22 protein-coding genes and 1 riboswitch are annotated in these 22,116 nt (G+C 64.5%); of the genes, 13 read left to right on the plus strand and 9 right to left on the minus strand.

What is annotated here, in order from left to right:
- Positions 1-12 precede the first annotated feature (12 nt).
- The 9 genes from fba (at position 13) to H8A92_RS02685 (ending at position 10,177) form a co-directional block, all read left to right on the plus strand.
- Positions 13-1,095: a class II fructose-bisphosphate aldolase gene (fba, locus tag H8A92_RS02645; RefSeq protein ID WP_229194309.1), complete on the plus strand. Its 1,083-nt coding sequence runs from the start codon at positions 13-15 to the stop codon at positions 1,093-1,095.
- A gap of 31 nt (positions 1,096-1,126) precedes the next feature.
- On the plus strand, positions 1,127-2,590 hold the full coding sequence (locus tag H8A92_RS02650; protein ID WP_106319280.1) for a form I ribulose bisphosphate carboxylase large subunit: 1,464 nt from the start codon (positions 1,127-1,129) through the stop codon (positions 2,588-2,590).
- Between the two features lie 12 nt (positions 2,591-2,602).
- A complete protein-coding gene (locus H8A92_RS02655) occupies positions 2,603-3,028 on the plus strand; it encodes a ribulose bisphosphate carboxylase small subunit (RefSeq protein ID WP_229194310.1) in 426 nt (141 codons plus the stop codon).
- Between the two features lie 110 nt (positions 3,029-3,138).
- Positions 3,139-4,071, plus strand: coding sequence for a CbbX protein (cbbX, locus tag H8A92_RS02660; RefSeq protein ID WP_229194311.1), 933 nt, complete (start codon positions 3,139-3,141; stop codon positions 4,069-4,071).
- Positions 4,068-4,784, plus strand: a complete 717-nt coding sequence (locus tag H8A92_RS02665; RefSeq protein ID WP_229194312.1) for an HAD family hydrolase — start codon at positions 4,068-4,070, stop codon at positions 4,782-4,784. Before cbbX ends, H8A92_RS02665 begins: the two co-directional genes overlap by 4 nt.
- Before the next feature lie 600 nt (positions 4,785-5,384).
- Positions 5,385-6,452, plus strand: a complete 1,068-nt coding sequence (gene chvE / locus H8A92_RS02670; protein WP_274613197.1) for a multiple monosaccharide ABC transporter substrate-binding protein — start codon at positions 5,385-5,387, stop codon at positions 6,450-6,452.
- A 66-nt stretch (positions 6,453-6,518) separates the two neighbouring features.
- On the plus strand, positions 6,519-8,099 hold the full coding sequence (mmsA, locus tag H8A92_RS02675) for a multiple monosaccharide ABC transporter ATP-binding protein (protein WP_229194313.1): 1,581 nt from the start codon (positions 6,519-6,521) through the stop codon (positions 8,097-8,099).
- Complete coding sequence (mmsB, locus tag H8A92_RS02680) at positions 8,096-9,286, plus strand: multiple monosaccharide ABC transporter permease (protein ID WP_229194314.1); 1,191 nt, start codon at positions 8,096-8,098, stop codon at positions 9,284-9,286. Before mmsA ends, mmsB begins: the two co-directional genes overlap by 4 nt.
- A gap of 57 nt (positions 9,287-9,343) precedes the next feature.
- Positions 9,344-10,177 carry an inositol monophosphatase family protein gene (locus H8A92_RS02685; RefSeq protein WP_229194315.1) on the plus strand — a complete coding sequence of 278 codons (834 nt, stop codon included), beginning with the start codon at positions 9,344-9,346 and terminating at the stop codon, positions 10,175-10,177.
- 250 nt (positions 10,178-10,427) lie between these two features.
- Here the strand turns inward: H8A92_RS02685 and H8A92_RS02690 are convergent, their stop codons facing one another.
- Positions 10,428-11,654 carry an ABC transporter substrate-binding protein gene (locus H8A92_RS02690; RefSeq protein ID WP_229194316.1) on the minus strand — a complete coding sequence of 409 codons (1,227 nt, stop codon included), beginning with the start codon at positions 11,652-11,654 and terminating at the stop codon, positions 10,428-10,430.
- Positions 11,655-11,836: 182 nt separating this feature from the next.
- Here H8A92_RS02690 and H8A92_RS02695 point away from each other — a divergent pair, with 182 nt between their 5' ends.
- Together H8A92_RS02695 and H8A92_RS02700 are read left to right on the plus strand one after the other, a co-directional pair.
- A complete protein-coding gene (locus H8A92_RS02695) occupies positions 11,837-13,468 on the plus strand; it encodes a flavin-containing monooxygenase (protein WP_229194317.1) in 1,632 nt (543 codons plus the stop codon).
- Positions 13,469-13,627: 159 nt separating this feature from the next.
- Entirely contained in the window at positions 13,628-14,038 is a 411-nt protein-coding gene (locus tag H8A92_RS02700; protein WP_163152635.1) for a (R)-mandelonitrile lyase, read from the plus strand.
- Between the two features lie 11 nt (positions 14,039-14,049).
- On the opposite strand, the gene H8A92_RS02705 is transcribed toward H8A92_RS02700, so the two are convergent.
- The 6 genes from H8A92_RS02705 to cobU form a co-directional block, all read right to left on the minus strand.
- On the minus strand, positions 14,050-15,165 hold the full coding sequence (locus H8A92_RS02705; protein ID WP_338026492.1) for a LacI family DNA-binding transcriptional regulator: 1,116 nt from the start codon (positions 15,163-15,165) through the stop codon (positions 14,050-14,052).
- 62 nt (positions 15,166-15,227) lie between these two features.
- Complete coding sequence (locus tag H8A92_RS02710) at positions 15,228-15,965, minus strand: CbtA family protein (RefSeq protein WP_229194319.1); 738 nt, start codon at positions 15,963-15,965, stop codon at positions 15,228-15,230.
- 10 nt (positions 15,966-15,975) lie between these two features.
- On the minus strand, positions 15,976-16,167 hold the full coding sequence (locus tag H8A92_RS02715; protein ID WP_229194320.1) for a CbtB domain-containing protein: 192 nt from the start codon (positions 16,165-16,167) through the stop codon (positions 15,976-15,978).
- Positions 16,164-16,508 carry a hypothetical protein gene (locus H8A92_RS02720; RefSeq protein WP_229194321.1) on the minus strand — a complete coding sequence of 115 codons (345 nt, stop codon included), beginning with the start codon at positions 16,506-16,508 and terminating at the stop codon, positions 16,164-16,166. The genes H8A92_RS02715 and H8A92_RS02720 overlap by 4 nt, the downstream gene beginning before the upstream one ends.
- Positions 16,486-17,118, minus strand: coding sequence for a 5,6-dimethylbenzimidazole synthase (gene bluB, locus H8A92_RS02725; RefSeq protein ID WP_229194322.1), 633 nt, complete (start codon positions 17,116-17,118; stop codon positions 16,486-16,488). The genes H8A92_RS02720 and bluB overlap by 23 nt, the downstream gene beginning before the upstream one ends.
- 46 nt (positions 17,119-17,164) lie before the next feature.
- The gene (cobU, locus tag H8A92_RS02730) at positions 17,165-17,668 is read right to left on the minus strand and encodes a bifunctional adenosylcobinamide kinase/adenosylcobinamide-phosphate guanylyltransferase (RefSeq protein ID WP_229194323.1); all 504 of its coding nucleotides are present in this window, start codon (positions 17,666-17,668) and stop codon (positions 17,165-17,167) included.
- A 126-nt stretch (positions 17,669-17,794) separates the two neighbouring features.
- Between cobU and cbiB the strand changes: the two genes are divergently transcribed.
- Both cbiB and cobD read left to right on the plus strand, forming a co-directional pair.
- Complete coding sequence (gene cbiB, locus H8A92_RS02735; protein WP_229194324.1) at positions 17,795-18,736, plus strand: adenosylcobinamide-phosphate synthase CbiB; 942 nt, start codon at positions 17,795-17,797, stop codon at positions 18,734-18,736.
- 11 nt (positions 18,737-18,747) lie between these two features.
- Positions 18,748-19,716: a threonine-phosphate decarboxylase CobD gene (cobD, locus tag H8A92_RS02740; protein WP_229194325.1), complete on the plus strand. Its 969-nt coding sequence runs from the start codon at positions 18,748-18,750 to the stop codon at positions 19,714-19,716.
- Here cobD and H8A92_RS02745 read toward each other — a convergent pair.
- Positions 19,713-21,161 carry a cobyric acid synthase gene (locus H8A92_RS02745; RefSeq protein ID WP_229194326.1) on the minus strand — a complete coding sequence of 483 codons (1,449 nt, stop codon included), beginning with the start codon at positions 21,159-21,161 and terminating at the stop codon, positions 19,713-19,715. The two genes, cobD and H8A92_RS02745, sit on opposite strands and share 4 nt — an antisense overlap.
- Before the next feature lie 11 nt (positions 21,162-21,172).
- Positions 21,173-21,826, minus strand: a complete 654-nt coding sequence (gene cobO, locus H8A92_RS02750) for a cob(I)yrinic acid a,c-diamide adenosyltransferase (RefSeq protein WP_229194327.1) — start codon at positions 21,824-21,826, stop codon at positions 21,173-21,175.
- Between the two features lie 36 nt (positions 21,827-21,862).
- Positions 21,863-22,073, plus strand: a riboswitch (cobalamin riboswitch).
- Positions 22,074-22,116: the final 43 nt, after the last annotated feature.

Below are 22,116 nucleotides of genomic sequence, written 5' to 3' on the forward strand. Positions count from 1 at the left end.
GAGGACGCCACGATGGCGCGGATCACACTGAGGCAATTGCTGGACCACGCCGCCGAACGCGGCTACGGCGTGCCGGCGTTCAACATCAACAATATGGAGCAGGGCCTCGCCATCATGGAGGCGGCGGCTGCTTGCGACGCGCCGGTCATCATCCAGGCTTCGCGCGGCGCGCGGTCCTACGCCAACGACATCATGCTGGCGAAGATGATCGATGCGCTGGAGGAGATGTATCCGCAGATCCCGCTCTGCCTGCATCTCGATCACGGCAATGAGGAGGCGACCTGCGCCACCGCGATCCGCTACGGCTTCACTTCTGTCATGATGGACGGCTCGCTGAAGGCCGACGCCAAGACCGCGGCCGACTATGACTACAATGTCGATATCACCCGCCGGGTGGCCGACATGGCGCACTGGGTCGGCGCGTCGGTCGAAGGCGAGCTCGGCGTGCTCGGCTCGCTCGAGCATGGCGGCGGCGAGCAGGAGGATGGTCACGGCGTCGAAGGCAAGCTGAGCCACGACCAGCTGCTCACCGATCCCGACCAGGCGGTTGATTTCGTCCGCGCCACCAAGGTCGACGCGCTCGCGATCGCGATGGGCACCTCGCATGGCGCCTACAAGTTCACGCGCAAGCCCGACGGTGAGATCCTGGCGATGCGCGTGGTCGAGGAGATCCATGCGCGCCTGCCGAACACGCATCTGGTGATGCACGGCTCGTCTTCGGTGCCGCAGCCGCTGCAGGACATGTTCAACGCGTACGGCGGCGAGATGCCGCAGACCTGGGGCGTCCCGGTCGAGGAGATCGTCCGCGGCATCAAGCATGGCGTGCGCAAGGTCAATATCGACACCGATTGCCGGCTGGCGATGGCGGCAGCCTTCCGCAAGGTCGCGACGCAGTCGAAGAGCGAGTTCGATCCGCGCAAATTCCTCAAGCCGGCGATGGATGCGCTGCGCGAACTCTGCCGTGACCGCTTCGAGCAGTTCGGCACGGCCGGGAATGCCGCCAAAATCAAGGTCGTGGCACTGCCTGAAATGGCCCGTCGCTATCGCGCCGGCGCGCTCGATCCGCAGATTGGAAAGATGACCCAGGCCGCTTGAGCAAATGGCCAGCGAAAGACAGGAGATTCAGATGAACATTCAGCAATCGATGACCGTACGTGGCAAGGATCGCTACAAGTCCGGCGTGATGGAATACAAGCGGATGGGCTATTGGGAGCCGAACTACGAGCCCAAGGACACCGACGTCATCGCGCTGTTCCGCGTCACGCCGCAGGACGGCGTCGATCCGACCGAAGCCTGCGCGGCGGTGGCGGGCGAATCCTCGACTGCGACCTGGACCGTGGTGTGGACCGATCGGCTGACCGCCGCGGAGAAATACCGGGCGAAGTGCTATCGCGTCGATCCGGTGCCGAACTCGCCCGGCAGCTACTTCGCCTACATTGCCTACGACCTCGATTTGTTCGAGCCGGGCTCGATCTCAAACCTGACGGCGTCGATCATCGGCAATGTGTTCGGCTTCAAGCCGCTGAAGGCATTGCGGCTCGAGGACATGCGGCTGCCGGTCGCCTATGTGAAGACGTTCCAGGGCCCGGCAACCGGTATCGTGGTGGAGCGCGAGCGGCTCGACAAGTTTGGCCGCCCCTTGCTCGGCGCCACGGTGAAGCCGAAGCTCGGCCTGTCCGGCCGCAACTACGGCCGCGTCGTCTATGAAGCATTGAAAGGCGGGCTCGACTTCACCAAGGACGACGAGAACATCAACTCGCAGCCCTTCATGCACTGGCGCGAGCGCTTCCTGTACTGCATGGAAGCGGTCAACCGCGCCCAGGCCGCGACCGGCGAGATCAAGGGCACCTATCTCAACGTCACCGCGGCGACCATGGAGGACATGTACGAACGCGCCGAATTCGCCCATGAGCTCGGCTCCAACATCGTCATGATCGACCTTGTCATCGGCTACACCGCGATCCAGTCGATGGCGAAATGGGCCCGCAGGAATAACATGATCCTGCATCTGCATCGGGCCGGCCACTCGACCTACACGAGGCAACGCAGCCACGGCGTCTCGTTCCGCGTGATCGCGAAATGGATGCGGCTCGCCGGTGTCGATCACATCCATGCCGGCACTGTTGTCGGCAAGCTCGAGGGCGATCCGAACACCACGCGGGGCTACTACGACATCTGCCGCGAGGACTTCAACCCGATGCAGCTCGAGCACGGCGTGTTCTTCGACCAGAACTGGGCAAGCCTCAACAAGCTGATGCCGGTGGCCTCCGGGGGCATTCACGCCGGCCAGATGCACCAGCTGCTCGACCTGCTCGGCGAGGACGTGGTGCTGCAGTTCGGTGGCGGCACCATCGGCCACCCCCGCGGCATCCAGGCCGGCGCCACCGCCAACCGGGTTGCATTGGAAGCCATGATCCTCGCCCGCAACGAGGGACGCGACTACGTCCACGAGGGCCCGGAGATCCTGGCCAAGGCGGCGCAGACCTGCACGCCGCTGCGCGAGGCGCTCGATGTCTGGAAGGACGTCACCTTCAACTACGAATCGACGGACGCCCCCGATTTCGTTCCCACGCCGAGCATGGCGGTCTGACAGGAGGTTCTCATGCGCGTGACCCAAGGCTGCTTCTCTTTCCTGCCCGATCTCACCGATGAGCAGATCGCTGCGCAGGTGCAATACTGTCTCGACAAGGGTTGGGCGGTGAACATCGAGTTCACCGACGATCCGCATCCCCGCAACACCTATTGGGACATGTGGGGCCTGCCGATGTTCGACTTGCGCGATGCGGCCGGCATCATGAAGGAACTCGCCGATTGCCGGCGGGTCTATGGCGACCGCTACATCCGGATCTGCGGCTTTGATTCCGGCCACGGCTGGGAGTCGGTTCGCATCTCCTTCATCGTCAACCGGCCGCGCGAGGAGCCGGGCTTCCGGCTCGACCGCTCGGAGGCTGCCGGACGCAACCTTCGTTACGCGACGCATTCCTACGCGGCTGATCGCCCCGAGGGCAAGCGCTACGCAGATCAGTGACCGCGTCCGGTTGACAAGCCAGGCGGGTTGCTCCCTCGACCGTCTGGTCCGGATGCACTTCTCCGTCGTCGCCGCAGCGGCGACGGAGCTTTTCTGAAAGCGAGAGCATAATGACGCAAGCGCAAGAACAGATCAGCGAACAGATCAGTGAGACCCCGCTCCAGACCATCGATCTCCGCCATGAATTCGCCGACCTCGGCATCGGTGACGTGCTCGACCAGCTCGATTCCGAACTGATCGGCCTGAAGCCGGTGAAGACCCGTATCCGTGAGATCGCATCGCTCCTGCTGGTCGAACGCATCAGGCAGAAGATGGCGCTGGCGACGACATTCCCGACGCTGCATATGTCGTTCACCGGCAATCCCGGCACCGGCAAGACCACGGTTGCGCTGCGGATGGCCGGCATTCTGCACAAGCTCGGCTTCGTGCGCCGCGGCCACGTCATCAGCGTCACCCGCGATGATCTCGTCGGGCAATATATCGGCCACACCGCGCCGAAGACCAAGGAGATCCTGAAGAAGGCGATGGGCGGCGTGCTGTTCATCGACGAGGCCTATTATCTGTACCGTCCCGAGAATGAGCGTGACTACGGCCAGGAGGCGATCGAGATCCTGCTGCAGATCATGGAGCAGCAGCGCGAGGATCTGGTGGTGATCCTGGCCGGCTATGGCGACCGCATGGAGAAATTCTTCCAGAGCAATCCGGGGTTCCGCTCGCGCATCGCCCATCACATCGACTTCCCCGACTATTCGGACGCGGAGTTGCTGTGGATCGCCGAACTGATGTTGCAGCAGCAGAATTATCGTTTCTCCCCGGAAGCGCGCGAGGCCTTCACCCGGTACATCGGCATCCGCAAGGAACAGCCGCTGTTCTCCAATGCGCGCTCGATCCGCAACGCGCTCGACCGCATCCGGCTGCGCCAGGCCAACCGGATCATGGCGAAGCTCGACCGCACGCTCACCGCCGACGACGTGATGTCGATCGAGGCCGGCGACGTGCTTGCCAGCCGCGTGTTCGCGAAGGGGGCGGGCGAGGGACGATGAACCAGGCGCTCGCGATGATCCGCTCCGCGGGGATGCGCGACATCATCGCAAGCGCGCGTGCCTTGATCTTCGATGTCGACGGCACGCTTGCCGAGACCGAGGAAGTGCATCGCCGCGCCTTCAATGAGGCGTTTGCCGAAGCAGGGCTTGATTGGTTCTGGGACCAGGTCACCTACGCGCGGCTGCTTCGCACGGCCGGAGGCAAGGAGCGCATCCGCGCCTTCGACCAGCGCAACGCGGTTCCCTCGCTGACATTCGCCGAGATCGCCGACCTGCACCGGATCAAGACCGCGCGTTACGCGGCGCTGATCGCGGGAGGCGGTTGCCCGTTGCGGCCGGGCGTCCGGGCCTGGCTCGCCAGCGCGCGCCGCCGCGGCCAGCGCCTGGCGATCGCCACGACGACCTCGCATGGCAATATCGAGGCGCTGCTCTCGGTTGCGCTTGGGGTGGACTGGGGCGATCTGTTCGAGGTGATCGTCGCCGGCGACGACGTGCCGCGCAAGAAGCCGGCGCCGGATGTCTATGTCGAGGTGCTGGCGCGGCTCGGGCTCGGGCCGGCGGATTGCATCGCGGTCGAGGATTCCGGCAACGGCCTCGCCGCCGCGGCGCAGGCCGGCATTCCCGTGGTCATCACCCGCAGCACCTATTTCAGCGATGACGATTTCGCCGAGGCGCTGCTTGTCGTCGATGATCTCTCTAACATCGATGCCTGAAGGCCGCTGCCATCGCCCGCGACAGTCCCGATCAATTTATTCGTTTAGTGAAATAAATGACCCTTGCATCCCTGGCATGGCAAGGGCACAATCCCACCGAAGGTTGCCTGAAGCAGCGACGCCACCTAGTTGAAGGTGGGTAATTCCGGGAGATTGCATCTCATGATCCTCCGCTTTCCGATGAATTTATTCGGACGGTGAAATAAATTGTCAGTCGGTGCTTGTATCCATGGGGCGCCATCCACCAAAAGTGGCCGGAGGCACGTGCCGTACCGCCAGACGCTCTGGCGCACGCCGGCGCTCGCCGGCGATTCCGGGAGACAGGCGCCTCATGGTCCTCCACCTCATCCGTCCCACGACATGGCTCGCGGGTGAACCCGGCATGGCAGGATCGACATGGCTGATCGACTTGGCTGATCGTGCGGAGCGAGCATTGGCGCTGTTGACGGGTTCAATCGACATCCCGCAATTTCGGTTGGTGACGGTCCCGGCGCGGATCCGCCATCGCCGTAGACCTGCGGCCAGCCCAGGAATGATAGCCACCGATTGACGCTGTCGACGACAACGGTATCCAACTCAAAAAAATCGAGGGAGCGAAGCATGTTCAGATTGAAGACCGCCTTGTTTGCGCTGGCGTTGACAGGTCTCTCCGCGGCCGCATCGGATGCGCTGGCCCAGAGCAAGCCGACTATCGGCATCGCGATGCCGACCAAATCCTCGGCGCGCTGGATCGACGACGGCAACAACATGGTCAAGGTGCTGAAGGAGCGCGGCTACGGCACCGATCTGCAATATGCCGAAGACGACATTCCGAACCAGCTCTCCCAGGTCGAGAACATGGTGACCAAGGGCGCCAAGGTGCTGGTCATCGCGGCCATCGACGGCACCACGCTGTCCGACGCCCTGAAGCAGGCCAAGGCCCAGGGCATCACGGTGATCGCCTATGATCGCTTGATCCGCGATACCCCCAATGTCGACTACTACGCGACCTTCGACAATTTCCAGGTCGGCGTGCTGCAGGCGAGCTCGATCGTGAATGCACTGGGGCTGAAGGACGGCAAGGGCCCCTTCAACATCGAGCTGTTCGGCGGCTCGCCCGACGACAACAACGCCTATTTCTTCTACGACGGCGCGATGTCGGTGTTGAAGCCGTATATCGACAGCGGCAAGCTCGTGGTCGGCAGCGGCCAGATGGGCATGAACAAGGTTGCCACCCTGCGCTGGGACGGCGCGACCGCGCAGGCGCGGATGGACAATCTGCTCAGCGCCTTCTACGGCAAAAAGCGCGTCGACGCGGTGCTGTCGCCCTATGACGGCCTCTCGATCGGCATCATCTCCTCGCTGAAGAGCGTCGGCTACGGCAGCAAGGACCAGCCGATGCCGTTCATCAGCGGGCAGGATGCGGAAGTGCCTTCGGTCAAGGCGATGCTGCGCGGCGAGCAATATTCGACCATCTTCAAGGACACCCGCGATCTCGCCAAGGTCACGGCCGACATGGTCGATGCGGTGCTGAGCAAGAAGGAGGTCAGCGTCAACGACACCAAGACCTACAATAACGGGGTCAAGGTGGTTCCGTCCTATCTGCTCAAGCCGGTCGTGGTGGACAAGACCAATTGGGAGAAAGTCCTGATTGACAGCGGCTACTATAAGCGCTCGCAATTCGAGTAAGGCGCGCAGCCGGGAGAGCGGCGGCGCACCGTGCCGGGGACGATCGACGCTGCAGGACATGATCCGATGACGGCAATGCTTGAGATGCGCGGCGTCAGCAAGAGCTTTGCCGGCGTGCAGGCGCTGCGCGACGTCAGCTTCACCGTCGAGGCAGGGCAGATCCATGCCTTGGTCGGGGAGAACGGTGCCGGCAAGTCGACCTTGATGAAGGTACTGAGCGGGGTCTACCCCGCCGGCAGCTATGACGGGTCGATCGTATTCGACGGCGAGGAGCGGCGATTCCGCGACATCAATGACAGCGAGGCGCTCGGGATCATCATCATCCATCAGGAACTGGCGTTGATCGCGCTGATGTCGATTGCCGAGAACATCTTTCTGTCGCATCCGCCGTCGCGCTTCGGCGTCATCGACCGCCACGCGGTGCATCGGCGGACGGCCGAGCTGCTGGCGCAGGTGGGCTTGCGGGAGTCCCCGGATACGCTGATCACCGACCTCGGCGTCGGCAAGCAGCAGCTGGTTGAGATCGCCAAGGCGCTGTCCAAGCGGGTGCGCCTTTTGATTCTCGACGAGCCGACCGCAAGTCTCAACGAGGCGGACAGCGCCGCCTTGCTCGAACGGCTCCTGGCCTTCCGCGAGCAGGGCATCGCCTCGATCCTGATCTCGCACAAGCTGAACGAGGTCGCGCGGGTCGCCGACCGCATCACGGTGCTCCGCGATGGCCGCACCGTCGACAGCATCGACTGCCGCACCGAGCGCATCGAGGAAGACCGCATCATCCGCAGCATGGTCGACCGCGATCTCGCGCATCGCTTTCCGGAGCGAAGCGCCGAGATCGGCGAACCCGTGATGAGTGTGGAGAACTGGTCGGTGTATCATCCGCTGCATCCCGAGCGGCAGGTGATTAAGAACGTCGATTTCAAGTTGCGCCGCGGCGAGGTGGTCGGCATCGCGGGCCTGATGGGCGCCGGCCGCACCGAGTTCGCCATGAGCCTGTTCGGCCGCGCTTGGGGCACCAACATCTCCGGCAAGGTCCGGCTCGACGGAGATGAGGCCGATCTCTCCAGCGTGCCGGCGGCGATCGCTGCCGGACTTGCCTATGTCACCGAAGACCGCAAGCAGCTCGGGCTGATCCTTGCCGCCGACGTCCGCAAGAACGTGACGGTGGCAAGCCTCCGCAAGGTATCGGAGCGCGGCGTGATCGACGATGTCGTCGAGCTGAAGGCCGCGAGCGACTATCGCACCCGGATGCGGATCCGCTGCTCCGACGTCTACCAGGCGACCGGTGACCTCTCGGGCGGCAACCAGCAGAAGGTCGTGCTGTCGAAATGGCTGATGACCGATCCGAAGGTGTTGCTGCTGGACGAGCCGACCCGCGGGATCGACGTCGGGGCGAAGTACGAGATCTATTCCATCATCAACGAGCTCGCCGAGGCGGGCAGGGGCGTCGTGGTGATCTCGTCGGAGATGCCCGAGCTGCTCGGCATCTGCGACCGGATCTGCGTGATGAATGACGGCGCCTTCGTCGGCGAGTTCGACAAGGACGATGCGACCCAGGAGAAGATCATGCGCGCCATCATGCGCAATGTCAGAATGTCTGGAAGCCGCGCCGATGACGGCGTGGCACGTGCCGGAGGAGAGGCGCGATGACCGACAAGACGGTGTCACTTCCCGAGTCTCCCAGGCATTCCGGCTTCATCAAGAACAATCTGCGCAATTACGGCATGCTGCTGTCGCTGCTCGCGATCATGCTGTTCTTCGAGATCGTCACCGACGGCACGCTGCTGCAGCCGCTCAACCTCACCAATCTCGTGCTGCAGAACAGCTACATCGTCATCATGGCGCTCGGCATGCTGCTGGTGATCGTCACCGGGCATATCGATCTTTCGGTCGGTTCGGTCGCTGGCTTCGTCGGCGCGGTCGCGGCGGTGCTGATGGTGCGCTATCATGTCGGCTATCCGATTGCGTTCATCGCCTGCCTCCTGCTCGGCGGCGCGATCGGCGCAGCCCAGGGTTACTGGGTCGCCTATTTCAAGATTCCGTCCTTCATCGTGACGCTGGCGGGTATGCTGGTGTTCAAGGGTCTTGCGCTCGCGGTCTTGCAAGGGCAGTCGCTCGGGCCGTTCCCGTCGACCTTCCAGAAGCTGTCATCGGGCTTCATTCCCGAACTCTTCCCCAGTGCAGGCACGCTCTACCCGACGTCGCTCCTGATCGGCGTCGTGCTGGCGTTCGTGCTGGTGCTGGCGAGCGCCAAGAGCCGGGCCCGCGAGCAGGCGCACGGCATCGAGGTGGAGCCTTATGCGTTCTTCGTCGTCAAGAGCATCGCGCTGGCGGGAGCAGTGCTCTACTTCACCTATCTGATCGCCTCGCATCGCGGCCTGCCGAACGTGCTGGTGATCATGACGGCCTTGATCGCGCTCTATGGCTTCGTCACGCTGAGGACCGTGGTCGGCCGGCAGATTTATGCTGTCGGCGGCAACGCCAAGGCGGCGAAACTGTCGGGGGTCAAGACCGAACAGCTGACATTTCTCACTTTCGTCAACATGGGCGTGCTCGCCGCGCTCGCCGGGCTGGTGTTCGCCGCACGGCTCAACACCGCGACGCCGAAGGCCGGCCTCGGCTTCGAGCTCGACGTGATCGCCGCCTGCTTCATCGGCGGCGCGTCGGCCTATGGCGGCGTCGGCCGGGTCGGCGGTGCGGTGGTCGGTGCCATGATCATGGGCGTGATGAACAACGGCATGTCGATCCTCGGTATCGGCATCGACTATCAGCAGGTGATCAAGGGCCTCGTCCTGCTTGGCGCCGTCTGTATCGATGTCTACAACCAGCGCCGGTGACTGCCGCGCAGTCATGATTCCACGATTGGATACTGACGCAACGCAGGAGTATGCCGCGTGAAACTGTCCCATGCCGATGCTCTGACCATCGGAAACATTCTCGCCGAGGTCGGCCGCAGCGAGATCATGCCGCGCTTCCGCCGCGTGCGGGAGATCGAGGTCCGCACCAAGACATCGGCATTCGACGTCGTCACCGAAGCCGATGAACTCGCCGAGCAGGCGATATCGGCGGCGCTGCTGCGGGCGTTTCCGAATGCTGCCGTGATCGGCGAGGAGGGCACGGCGCGTGACCCGGCCGCGCTCGATCAGGTCGGAACGGCGGAGCTTGCCTTCGTCATCGATCCGATCGACGGCACCCGGAACTTCACCTCCAGCCTGCCGCTGTTCGGCAGCATGGTGGCCGCCACGATGCGCGGCGAGATCGTGTTCGGCGCGATCCATGATCCCGTCAGCAACGATACCGCATTCGCGCTGCGCGGCGAGGGCGCGTGGCTCGAGCTGCCGGATGGCAGGCGGCATGATTTGAAGGTGGCGCCGGCGGTGCCGGTCAAGCAGATGGACGCGGTGGTCGGCGTCAACTTCCTGCCCGAGCCGCTGCGCGCAATCGTGGCCGGCAATCTGTCCAAGCTCGGCGCCAGCGCCTGGCTCCGATGCGCAGCGCACGAGTATCGCATGGCGGCGTCAGGCCATTGCCACCTGCTGTTCTACAACAAGCTGATGCCGTGGGATCATGCCGCCGGCTGGCTGTTGCATCGCGAGGCCGGCGGCTACAGCGCGCATTTCGACGGATCACCCTACAAGCCGGTCAATCTGACCGGTGGCTTGCTCTGCGCGCCCGACGAAGCGAGCTGGCATGCGGCACAGCAGGCGATCCTGACGCCGGCGGGATAGGGGCGGGAGATGCACGAACTGTGATTCAAATGTCAAACGGCTTGTTCGGTGTCATCACCCGCGCATGCGGGTGATCCAGTATTCCAGAGGCGCTGGTGCTTGAATCGAAAGGCCGCGGCGTACTGGATCGCCCGGTCGAGCCGGGCGATGACAGCTGAGGATGGGGACGCAGCTTGGCGCTCTCGCAATACGAATTGCCCCAGCTTTGCGTCCCGTTCCGTCCTCTCATTGAACAGGCAGCACAGGAGTCCTACTCGCTGCCGACCTCGCCGGTGATGATGTTGCCGAACAGCTTCCAGCTCTCGCCTTCGAACCGCATCAGTTGCGACTGCTCGATCGGTCGGAAGTCGTTCGGGCCGGTGTTGATCCTGATCCCGGGCAGGATCATCCTCGGCGCAAAATCCTTCAGGCTGGCGGCCTGCTTCATGACGTTCTCGCGCGTGAGATCGTCGCCGCACTGCTTGAGCACCTGCGCCAGCGTTTGCGCGGCGGCGTAGCCATAGACGTGGTTGCCGTTGGTCTTGTCGCCGTCGGGCATGTACTTGTCCATGAAGGCGCGCCATTCCCTGGTTTCGGCGTCGTCGTTCCAGATCGTGTCGGTCGGGTCCTTGAGGTAAGCGACCGAGATGATGCCCTGCGAGTTTTCGACGCCCGCGGCGCGCATGACCGAGGCGACCGAGGTCGCGGTCGAGGTCAGGAAGAAGGTCGGCTTCCAGCCGAGCTCGGCGACCTTCTTGATGGTCTGCGCCGCGCCCTTCGGCGCCGCCCAGGTGAACAGGATGTCGGCGCCGGAGGCGCGCAGCGCCACGATCTGCGAATCCAGCGTCGGATCGGTCAGTTCGTAGGATTTGTCGGCGACGATCATGCTGCTCGCTCTGTCGCCGAGGCCGTCACGCAGCCCCTTGAGCGCATCTTTGCCGGCATCGTCGTTCTGCCAGAGCACCGCGATCTTGCCGTTCGGGTATTTGTCCAGGATGTACCTGGCGTAGATGCGTCCCTCGCTCTGGTAGTTCGGCTGCCAGCCCATCGTCCAGGGAAAGCTTTGGGGATCGCCGAAACGCGTCGCACCCGAGGCGATGAAGAGGTGAGGGACCTTCTTGCCGTTGAGATATTTCTGGATTGCGACATTGGGCGCGGTGCCGAGCGGCTGGAACACCAGCAGCACCTCGTCGCCTTCAACCAGCTTGCGCGCCTGCTCGACCGATTTCGGCGGCGAGAAGCCGTCGTCATAGCTGATGAAGTTGATCTTGCGGCCGTTGATGCCGCCCTGATCGTTAATCATCTTGAAATAGGCCGCTTCGGTGCGGCCGATCGCGCCATAGGCGGACGCTGGGCCGCTATAGGGCATGATGTTGCCGATCTTGATCTCGGTATCCGAGACCCCCGGGCCATAGCTCTTCTGCGCGAGAGCCGGCGACAGCGCGCCGATCGTTGCCGCGAGCGCTACGCACGCGCGAAGACAAAAGCCGTCCAACATCCCTTGGTCACTCCCTGATGATTCCCGGTCGCCTGGTGACGTATGCGCGGCCTCCCTTGTCGGGGGCCGGCGCGTTGACGCCCGGCGACAATTATCGTATGCGCTTCCGGTCTGGAAACGTTTCCAGACTAGCGCGCGTTCCCACCGATGGCAATATTCCTGTGGCCGGAGAGATGTGACAAATGAGCAGACTGGAGCAGACGAGCCCGGACCATGGGTCGAGGCCGCCGCTGGTTGCCGAATGCGATGCCGTCGTGGTCGGTGCCGGCTTCGGCGGGCTGTATGCGATCTATCGGTTGCGCGAGCTCGGGCTGAAGGTGATCGGCGTCGAGGCCGCGTCGGATGTCGGCGGCACCTGGTACTGGAATCGCTATCCCGGCGCGCGCTGTGACATACCAAGCCTGCTCTATTCCTACACCTGGTCGGAGGAGCTGCGGCGGGAATGGCGCTGGAGCGAGAAATACGCCGGTCAGCCCGAAATCCTGCGCTATGCGCAGCACGTCGCCGACCGGTTCGAGCTGCGCTCCCTGATCCGCTTCGCTACGCGCGTCATCAGCGCCGATTGGGACGAGGCCGGCGAGAGCTGGACGGTGCGCACCGATCGTGGCGATTGCATCGTTGCATCGACTTGCGTGATGGCGACCGGCAATCTCTCTGTTCCCAACAAGCCGAAACTGCCCGGCGTGGAGCGATTTCGCGGGCCGATCTATCACACCGGGCAGTGGCCGCATCAGGAGATCGACTTCTCGGGCTTGCGTGTCGCGGTGATCGGCACCGGCTCGTCAGGCGTGCAGACGATCCCGATGGTCGCGAAGTCGGCGAGCCGCCTGACCGTCTTCCAGCGCACGCCGAACTATTCGGTGCCGGCACGCAATGCGCCGCTGTCCGACGCCGATATCGCAGCCGCCGAGCCGATGATCGCGAAATATCGCGAGAGCCTCGAGACGCCGGAGTTCGGTCGGGTGCCGTCGAATGCGTTCGACGCACCGGTACCGGCGCGGGAGGTCCAGTGGGCGCGCTATGAACAGCTCTGGGAGCAGGGCGGCGGCGGCATCCTGACCGCGTTTCCCAACATCCTGACCGATGAGGCCGTCAACGACGTCGCCTGCGACTTCGTGCGCGACAAGATCCGCGGCATGGTCGACGACGCGACGACGGCGGAGGCGCTGTCACCAAAGGATTATCCGCTCGGCGTCAAGCGCATCTGCATCGATACCGGCTATTTCACGACCTATAATCTGCCGCATGTCGAACTGGTCGATCTGCGCGCGGAGCCGCTGACGACGGTCACCGAGACCGGCCTCGAGACCGCGGCGCGGTCGTTCGCGCTCGATGCGCTGGTGCTGGCGACCGGCTATGACGCGATGACCGGGGCGCTCGCCGCGATGAACATCCGCGGGCGCAATGGTGTGACGTTGAACGAGGCCTGGGCCGACGGACCCCGTGCCTATCTCGGCCTGATGGTGTCGGGCTTCCCGAACCTGTTCGTCGTGACCGGGCCGGGTAGTCCATCTGTCATCGGCAACGTGATCCATGCCTGCGAGAACCATGTCGAGTGGATCACGGCTTGCCTCGGCAGCATGCGCGCCAAGGGATTGACGCGGATCGAGCCGGAGCGCGATGCCGAACGCGCGTGGATGGCGCATGTTGCGGATGCTGCCAGCCGCACGCTCTATCCGAAGGCCAATTCCTGGTACCAGGGCGCCAACATCGCGGGGAAGCCGCGCGTGTTCATGCCCTATGTCGGCCAGGGCTATCGCCACCGGATCGCGCAGATTGCGCAGCGCAATTATGAAGGCTTTGTGCTGCGCTGACACCAGGGGCGGGCACCGTCGTCCTTGGTCGTTGAGAGGAGCGATAGCGTCGAAGCAATCCATCGCTCCGCGCGACCGGTAGCCGTGGATTGGTTCGCTTCGCTCACAATGACGATACGTTGGAACCGTTTCCAGATTGGAACAGTCGGAGGACAGAAGATGGACATCAAGCGTGCAGGATCAATCGCAAGCCGGCGCGGTAACGCCGAGTGGTTCAGCGGCACCGTTTGGGCTGACTCGATTGTCAACGCACCCGCTCCGGCGCGGGTGCAGGCCGCGCGCGTCACCTTCGAGCCGGGCGCACGCACGGCCTGGCACACGCATCCGCTCGGTCAGACGCTCTACGTGACTGCCGGCGCCGGCTATGTGCAAGGCTGGGACGGTCCGATCCGGGTGATCCGACCGGGCGATGTGGTGTGGATCCCGCCGGGCGAGAAGCACTGGCACGGCGCGGCACCAACCACGGGCATGAGCCACATTGCGATCCACGAGACGCTTGACGGCGACTATGCGACCTGGATGGAGCACGTTTCCGATGCGCAATACGCAGCGGCGCCGCAGGCGGATTGACTGGTGCCAGGCTATTTCCGTCCGCGTGCGGGCGTCGGGGGCGCGGCGCAGGAATGGCGCAGGATGAGGCGCGTCGGCAGGAACACCGGGGCGCTGCTACCGGGCCTGTCGCTGTCGCGGATCCGCTCCAGCAACAATCGCGCAGCGGTGCGGCCGACCTCGTTCATGTCCCAGCTCAAGGCCGAGATGGCGGGCGTCGCGTGGCGGGCGAGGTCGGTGTCGCCGCTGCACACGATCGAGACGTCCTGCGGATAGCGCAGGCCGTTGCTCGTGATCGCCTCCAGCACTTCGGCCAGCATGCTGGTGCCGAGCGAGATGATCGCGGTCGGCGGCTTGGCCGACTGCAAAAGCTGGCACACCGAGCTGAAGGCGGTGTTGGCGCCCTGCATGTGCGCACGGATCAGGCCTGCATCGACCTCGATCTTCGCCTCCTGGTGTGCCTGCCGGTAACCCGCGAGCCGCTCCGAGCTCGGCAGCACTGCGGCGCTTCCGGTGAGTAGCGCGATCCGGCGATGGCCGAGGCCAATCAGATATCGCGTCGCCTCCAGCGCGCCGCCGCGGTGATCGACGCGAACCGGGATGCTATCCGGCACCTCGCGGTCGACGGTGACGCAGGGCAGATCGAGCGTCGCCAATCCCTTCATGAAGTCCTTGTGGGAGTTGTCGCCGGCGAACAACAGTAATCCATCCATCTGGCGCCGGCGCACCGCCGACAGGAATGCCGTCTCGCGCGCCTCCTCGTGCTTGGTCGCGGCGAGCATCAGGAGGAAGCCGGCGCGCTGGAATTCCTCCTCGGCTGCGCTGACCATGCCGGTGTAGTGCGGATTGGAGAAATCGGCCACCATGCAGCCGATCGTGTGCGATGCCCGCGAGCGCAGCGCCTGCGCTGCCTGGTCGGGCTCGAAGCCGAGGCGCTTCACCGCGCGCATGATGCGGGCATGCAGTTCCGCGCTGGTGTAGATGCCGCCATTGAGCGTGCGGCTGACGCTTGAGACGGACACGCCGGCCTCCGCCGCGACGTCACGAATCGTCGGTCGTGTCCGTCGCGCTTTGGTCATGGGTAGCTGGGCCCTGTCGGTTCGGCATTGCCGCCGCCACGCGCCGATTGCGGGCGCGCCGGACGGCATCGCCGAACCTAATCAGGCTCCGCCGCGAATCTCAAATGATTCCTGTCGCTAATGTCGTGACGTTACGCCGATGTGGGCCGGTCGAAATAGGCGAACGCCGCGCTGGTCAGGCTGCCGAGCAGCGACCAGAACACCAGGCTGGTCAGCGTGACCGCGACCACGAACTGATGCGACAAGGACGACGGCACGTTGGTCTCGACATGCTCAAGCTCGGGCGCACCGATCAAATGCGGCAGCATGATCAGGACCACGCCGGCGATCGCGGCGGGTGCCGAGCGCCGGAAAACGATCAGCCCGAGACCGGCCGAGGTGGCCAGCACCGCCATCGTCCACCAGATCTGGCGCGAGAGCAGCGGCGCGGCAGGGACCCCGGGTAATTCGGGCGGCAGCCCAAGGCCCGGCGCGAGGGTAAAGACGGCAAAACCTGCGAGGCCCCACATCAGGCCTTCGTGCCACGAGATCGCCTCACCGGTCGCACCGCTCCGAACCGAAAAGAAGCCGCAAAGCAGAAGCGCGAAGCCGATTCCGGTCAGGATGTTCGCGCCGGCCGTATAGAGGTTGCGTTCCCAGCCGTCCTTCGGCTCCCAGGCCTCCGCACCATGAGCATTGTCTGCATGATCGTGCACGAGGATCGCCTGCGGCGGCGCCGAGGCTTCGTGCTTGTGCTCGGCCGCCTTCTCATAGACTTCGGCCCTGAGGATCAGGGGAACGGTGCCGAATTGCTGGGCCGCGGTGACGACCAGGCCAACGATGAATCCGGCGATGACCGACGCGAAGACGATCGAGCGAAACGTGCTCATGCCGACGGGGTCAGTGGCAGGGGAATGCGTTGGAGTGGCGCACGTCGTGCGCGGCATTGTGGATCACGTCGATATGCGAGAAGCCGACCACGCCGACGATGAACAGGCCGAGCGTCATCGCAATCAGCGACTGGGCAAGCCGTCCGACGTGTCGGGTCGCGACCGGCAGATGCTGGGCTTGCGCGGTCTGGGACTGGCTCATGATCGTTCTCCACGTTCGATTTGGTCGGCTTCTAGCAGCTTTCGGGCGATGTCGCGACTGGTAAGATGCAGGTTTGTTCCGAGAGGTATGCGCTTACGGAGAATCTTGGCGTGTGCCGCCGCCCTGAACACGTCTCCGTACCGCGCGAAATAGCTGATGCACGCCTCCGGCGTCGGGTCCACGTCGAGCAGCGTGCGAAACGCGCCCCGGTGCACCGCGCAGATCGCGCTGTGCTCCGGAACGGCAAACACCAGGGAGGCGATGTCGGCGCGCCAGTGGACATCGCTATTGGCGGCGGCGCTGACCGCTCGCGCGCTTTCAGCGCCGGATGGTGAATTCACCTGGGCCTCGCCGTGATTCCCACTTGGCCTGCTCGAGTTCCGGACGGTCGCATTCTGTCTGGGGGTAGCCGATGCAGAGGTAGCCGATGAATTTCCAGGCTTCCGGTATCTCCAGGATCTCATGAATGCGACCTGGATTGAGGATCGATACCCAGCCGAGCCCGATGCCTTCGGCGCGCGCGGCGAGCCACATCGAGCAGATCGCGGCCACTACGGAATATTCAGAGGTCTCCGGCATCGTCGCGCGGCCGAGGCCGGAGCCGATCTGGTCGGTCTTCTCGGCGAACACGGCGAGATGGCCGGGTGCCTCTTCAAGGCCCGATAGCTTCAATGCCGCATATTTTGCGGCGCGTTCGCCTGAGTAGGATCGCAGCGCATCGGCGTTGCAGGTCTTGAAGTCGTCGATCACGGCGCGGCGCCGCGCCGCATCGTCGACAATGACGAACCGCCAGGGCTGGCTCAACCCGACCGATGGCGACAGGCAGGCGATCTCGATCAGCCGCTCGATCGACCCGTCAGGCAAGGGATCGGTTCGAAAGCGGCGCACGTCGCGCCGCCACACGAACAGCTCGTGCAGTTGCCGGCGAAACGTATCGTCGAATGAGACCATCGTGGGGTCTTTGGCAGGATCGATCGCAGACATCATCTAAGCTTCATTACTTAAGCTTCATGGGCAGGCCTGCAACGACGAACTCGACCTCGTCCGCCGCGCCGGCGATGCTCTGGTTCATCAGACCGGCGGCATCGCGGAAGGTCCGCGCCAGCGCATTGTCGGGCACGATGCCGAGGCCGACCTCATTGGTGACAAGAATGACCGGGCTGCGCTGGCGCGACAAGGCATCCGCCAGCCGCGCGACGTCCTGCGACCAGTCGCGCTCCGCATGCAGCAAATTGGACAGCCACAGCGTCAGGCAATCGACCAGCCTTGCGCCGCCATTGTCGGTCTCGGAGAGCGCCTCCACCAGATCGAGCGGCACCTCGCGCTCGATCCAGTCGCTGCCGCGCCGCGCGCGATGTTTTGCGATCCGCTCGTCCATTTCCGCATCGAGTGCCTCGGCAGTGGCGATATAGACCGGCTGCCCGGGAAAGCTGCGCGCACGAAGTTCGGCACGCCGGCTTTTCCCGGATCGGGCTCCGCCCGTGATCAGAATGACGGCCATGCAATCTCCTGTTACGTCCGCTCTAACCACCAATCGCGGTGAAACACAAAGCCGAAATCCGCCACGGAGGGCTTGCACTCGGCCGATGTCTTGCGCATCAGGAGGATCGCGGCAGGGAGAGGGTGCGTGTTTTTTGCGGGAGCAATGGCGGTGGCGATGGCTTTGGATGCCCTGATCGGCTGGCCGCCTGCGTTGTTTGCACGCATCGGCCATCCCGTGACCTGGCTCGGCCGGCTGATCAATCTCCTCGACCGCAGCTGGAACCGGGACGCCGATGCGCCTTCGTTTCGGCGCATGGCAGGTGTTGCGGCGGCCATCATGGTGATCGCGCTGGCGACGGCGATCGGTTGGGCCGTTCAGTCCGTGCTGGCATCCGGATGGGTTCGCGTCGGTCTTGTGGGTGTCCTGGCGTGGCCGCTGGTGGCCCTGCGCTCGCTGCATGACCATGTCGACGCGGTGGCAGATCCGCTTGTCTCCGGCGATATCACGGCCGCACGTTCTGCGGTCGCGCAGATCGTCGGACGCGATCCGGCAACGCTCGACGATGCCGGCATCGCGCGCGCGACCATCGAGAGTCTCGCCGAGAATGCCTCCGACGGCATCGTCGCGCCGGTGTTCTGGGGCGCGTTGTTCGGCCTGCCGGGAATCCTCGGTTACAAGGCGATCAACACGCTGGACTCCATGATCGGGCATCGCACCAAGCGGCATGAAGCCTTTGGCTGGGCCGCGGCCCGGATCGACGATCTCGCCAATCTCGTTCCGGCGCGGCTGACCGGGCTTCTGTTCGTGCTGCTCGCCCCAAACCGTTCGCGGGCGTGGTCATGCATGCTGCACGATGCGCACCGCCATCGCTCGCCGAATGGCGGCTGGCCGGAAGCGGCGATGGCCGGCGCGCTCGGCGTGCGGCTCAGCGGGCCCCGCATCTATCACGGCAGCGTCGCGGACGAGCCGTGGCTGAATGAGGGCGCGCGCGATCCGGCGGCCGCCGACGTCCTCGCCGGATTGAAGCTCTATCGTCGCGCCATGATGCTGTTGGCCGGGGTGTTCGTCGCCCTGGCGTTGCTGTAAGAGACCGACGTATGCGAGAGCACGGCGGAAATCTCGACGTCGCCCAGCAGCGCTTCGGCGGAGCTGCGGAAGACTGGATCGACCTGTCGACCGGGATCAATCGGGTGCCTTATCCCGTGGTCGATGTCGAGCCGCGGCAATGGAACGCGTTGCCGTCGCGATCCGAGATCGAGTCCCTTCACGCCGCCGCGCGGCAGGCTTACGCGACCGACGCGCCGGTCGTGGCGATGGGCGGTGCACAGGCCGCCATTCAGTTGCTGCCGCGCCTCGCGCCTCGGGGACGGGCGCGCATCCTGGCGCCGACCTACAATGAATATGCTGCGGTATTGTCGGCGGCCGCCGGTTGGGACGTTGCCGAGGTGTCCGATCTCGCAGCGCTTGCCGGTGCGGATATTGCCATCGTCGTCAATCCGAACAATCCCGATGGAAGACGCCATGATCGGGACGAACTGCTCGCGCTGTTGCCGCGCGTTGGCCGGCTCGTCATTGACGAGAGCTTTGCGGACGCTGTACCCGACGTCTCGCTGGCATCGGAAGCAGGACGACCGGGTCTGCTGATCCTCCGTTCATTCGGGAAATTCTATGGCTTGGCCGGCTTGCGGCTCGGCTTTGCTCTCGGCAGCGAGGCTGACATCACCGCGCTTGCCGCGATGACGGGACCATGGCCGGTTTCCGGTGCCGCAATAGCGATCGGGCGGCGCGCCTTGCTCGATCGCGACTGGGCAAAGGCGACGACTGCGCGTTTGGCGGACGACTGCGTCCGGCTCGATGCGGAGGCGCGCGTGCAGGGCTGGACGCTGGTCGGTGGCGCGTCGCTGTTCCGCCTCTATGATGTCGGCGATGCGCTGGCCGCGCAGGAGAAGCTTGCCCGTGCGCAGATCTGGTCGCGCGTCTTCCAGCAAAAGCCGGGCTGGTTGCGCCTCGGTCTGCCGGGCAGCGAGACCGAGTGGTCCCGCCTTTCCGCCGTGCTGCCGGTTTAGCGCGCCAGCGCGAGCAGGCCTTCGACATCGAGATGGGTCTCGATGTGCTCGGCCAGCGCGTCGAGCGCACCCTCAACCCTCGCGCCGTACGGCTGATCCGCCGCGGGGATCTCGAGCTGGGCAAGGAACGCCTTGCGAAATTCGTCTGAAGTGAACAGGCCGTGCAGATAGCTGCCGTGTACGCGCCCATCACTGGAAACCGCACCCTCTGCCACGCCGTCAAGCGTTGCAAAAGGCCGGGCGCGATCCGCCCCGTCGGTGCGCCCGATGTGGATTTCGTAGGCGCTGATCGGTTGATGGGTTGCAGCATGCACCGCGCTGACGCGCGTCAGCGTCTTCTGTTCGGTCATGACAGTCGTGACATCGAGCAACCCGAGGCCGGGCGTTTCGCCGGCGGGACCCTCGATCCCATCGGGGTCGGCGACGTTGCGTCCAAGCATCTGATATCCGCCGCAGAGGCCCAGCACATGACCGCCACGGCGATGATGCGCCAGCAAATCGATGTCCCAGCCCTGCGCGCGCAGGAAGGCGAGGTCGCCGCGGGTCGATTTCGAGCCGGGCAGGATGACGAGCTTCGCATCACCAGGGATGGCTTCGCCCGGTCGCACCATCACAAGATCGACACCGGGCTCGAGCTTCAGCGGATCGAGATCGTCGAAATTGGCGATCCGCGACAGCGCCAGAAACGCGATCTTGCACCGGCCGGGCTTGCGCGCCTCGCCGAGCCCGAGTGCGTCTTCGGCAGGAAGCTCACCGGCGCGTGCGAACCAGGGCAGCACGCCAAAGCCGCGCCAGCCGGTGCGGGCTTCGATCATGCGGTAGCCGTCGTCGAACAGCGACGGATCGCCGCGGAATTTGTTGATGACAAAACCCTGGATCATCGCGGCATCCTCGGGGTCGATCACCGCCTGGATGCCGACGAGCTGCGCGATCACGCCGCCGCGGTCGATGTCGCCGACCAATACCACGGGCACGTCGGCCCGGCGCGCAAAGCCCATATTGGCGATATCGGACTTGCGCAGGTTCACTTCGGCCGGGCTGCCGGCGCCCTCGACCAGCACGAGATCGGCGCGATCCTTCAGACGCCCAAAACTTTCCAACACTGGGCCCATCAGCGAGGGCTTCATGCCGGCATATTCCCGTGCGCGCGCGGTCGCGATCCGCTTGCCGTGCACGATGATCTGGGCGCCGACGTCGGTCTCCGGCTTCAGCAACACCGGGTTCATGTCGGTGTGCGGTTCGACGCCGGCGGCGAGCGCCTGCAGGGCCTGCGCGCGTCCGATCTCGCCGCCATCGACAGTGACGGCAGCGTTGTTCGACATGTTCTGCGGCTTGAACGGCAGCACGCGCAGGCCGCGTCGTCTCGCGGCGCGTGCGAGACCCGCGACGATGAGCGACTTGCCCACGTCGGAACCGGCTCCCTGGATCATCAATGCGCGCGCCATGGTGCTGTCTGTCAGAACTCGACGCCCGGCTGCGCTTTGATGCCGGACCGGAACGGATGCTTCACCAGCGTCATCTCGGTGACGAGATCGGCAATTTCGATCAATTCCTCCTTGGCGTTGCGCCCGGTGAGCACGACATGCGTCATCGGCGGCTTTGACGTCGTCAGGAACTCGACCACGTCGCCGATATCAAGATAATCGTAGCGCAGCGCGATGTTGATCTCGTCGAGCACCACCATGCGCAAGCTCGGGTCTGCGATCAGCTGCTTGGCTTTTTCCCAGCCGGCCTGGGCGGCTGCGATGTCGCGGGCGCGGTCCTGCGTCTCCCAGGTGAATCCTTCGCCCATCGCGTGGAATTGACAGAGATCGCCGAAATGGCCGGTGAGCAGGCGGCGCTCGCCGGTATCCCAGGCACCCTTGATGAACTGCACCACGGCGCAGGGAAAACCGTGCGCCACGCAGCGCACGATCATCCCGAAGGCGGAGGACGATTTTCCCTTGCCGGCGCCGGTATGAACGATGATCAGGCCCTTTTCACCGCTCTTGGTCGCCATGATCTTGTCGCGGGCGGCCTTCTTTTTCGCCATCTTGTCGGCATGGCGCGCATCCAGCGAAGAATCGGTGCCGACGGCGCCGCCCTCAGCGTCGTTTCCATCTGAAATCATCACGTTCCTTCGGCTTGACAAGTGCGAGGCTTGGACGAATGGTGGGCCCGCGTTGGTTCCTGTCCTACGACAGGCGAAGAGGGAATGCGATAGGGCTCCGCAAATGGAGCCTGAACTGCAGCCGCCCCCGCGACCGTGACCGGAGAGATGTCCAAGCCACTGATTCCGCGAGGAGTCGGGAAGGTGGGCATCAAGGGAGAAATCCTGCTCCGCAAGCCGGGAGACCTGCCAACGCAGCGAAGTTGAGACCGGCGGACGGGGTGTTCCGCGACGGGGAACGGGCCTGTCCA

This window comes from Bradyrhizobium acaciae (assembly GCF_020889785.1).
GTDB lineage: Bacteria > Pseudomonadota > Alphaproteobacteria > Rhizobiales > Xanthobacteraceae > Bradyrhizobium > Bradyrhizobium acaciae.

Excerpts from the sequence above, each read along its gene's own strand:
- fba (WP_229194309.1), top strand. The coding sequence starts at position 13 with ATGGCGCGGATCACACTGAGGCAATTGCTGGACCACGCCGCCGAACGC.
- H8A92_RS02650 (WP_106319280.1), top strand. The coding sequence starts at position 1,127 with ATGAACATTCAGCAATCGATGACCGTACGTGGCAAGGATCGCTACAAG.
- H8A92_RS02655 (WP_229194310.1), top strand. The coding sequence starts at position 2,603 with ATGCGCGTGACCCAAGGCTGCTTCTCTTTCCTGCCCGATCTCACCGAT.
- cbbX (WP_229194311.1), top strand. The coding sequence starts at position 3,139 with ATGACGCAAGCGCAAGAACAGATCAGCGAACAGATCAGTGAGACCCCG.
- H8A92_RS02665 (WP_229194312.1), top strand. The coding sequence starts at position 4,068 with ATGAACCAGGCGCTCGCGATGATCCGCTCCGCGGGGATGCGCGACATC.
- chvE (WP_274613197.1), top strand. The coding sequence starts at position 5,385 with ATGTTCAGATTGAAGACCGCCTTGTTTGCGCTGGCGTTGACAGGTCTC.
- mmsA (WP_229194313.1), top strand. The coding sequence starts at position 6,519 with ATGACGGCAATGCTTGAGATGCGCGGCGTCAGCAAGAGCTTTGCCGGC.
- mmsB (WP_229194314.1), top strand. The coding sequence starts at position 8,096 with ATGACCGACAAGACGGTGTCACTTCCCGAGTCTCCCAGGCATTCCGGC.
- H8A92_RS02690 (WP_229194316.1), bottom strand. The coding sequence starts at position 11,654 with ATGTTGGACGGCTTTTGTCTTCGCGCGTGCGTAGCGCTCGCGGCAACG.
- H8A92_RS02695 (WP_229194317.1), top strand. The coding sequence starts at position 11,837 with ATGAGCAGACTGGAGCAGACGAGCCCGGACCATGGGTCGAGGCCGCCG.
- H8A92_RS02700 (WP_163152635.1), top strand. The coding sequence starts at position 13,628 with ATGGACATCAAGCGTGCAGGATCAATCGCAAGCCGGCGCGGTAACGCC.
- H8A92_RS02705 (WP_338026492.1), bottom strand. The coding sequence starts at position 15,165 with ATGCCGTCCGGCGCGCCCGCAATCGGCGCGTGGCGGCGGCAATGCCGA.
- H8A92_RS02710 (WP_229194319.1), bottom strand. The coding sequence starts at position 15,965 with ATGAGCACGTTTCGCTCGATCGTCTTCGCGTCGGTCATCGCCGGATTC.
- H8A92_RS02715 (WP_229194320.1), bottom strand. The coding sequence starts at position 16,167 with ATGAGCCAGTCCCAGACCGCGCAAGCCCAGCATCTGCCGGTCGCGACC.
- bluB (WP_229194322.1), bottom strand. The coding sequence starts at position 17,118 with ATGGTCTCATTCGACGATACGTTTCGCCGGCAACTGCACGAGCTGTTC.
- cobU (WP_229194323.1), bottom strand. The coding sequence starts at position 17,668 with ATGGCCGTCATTCTGATCACGGGCGGAGCCCGATCCGGGAAAAGCCGG.
- cobD (WP_229194325.1), top strand. The coding sequence starts at position 18,748 with ATGCGAGAGCACGGCGGAAATCTCGACGTCGCCCAGCAGCGCTTCGGC.
- H8A92_RS02745 (WP_229194326.1), bottom strand. The coding sequence starts at position 21,161 with ATGGCGCGCGCATTGATGATCCAGGGAGCCGGTTCCGACGTGGGCAAG.
- cobO (WP_229194327.1), bottom strand. The coding sequence starts at position 21,826 with ATGATTTCAGATGGAAACGACGCTGAGGGCGGCGCCGTCGGCACCGAT.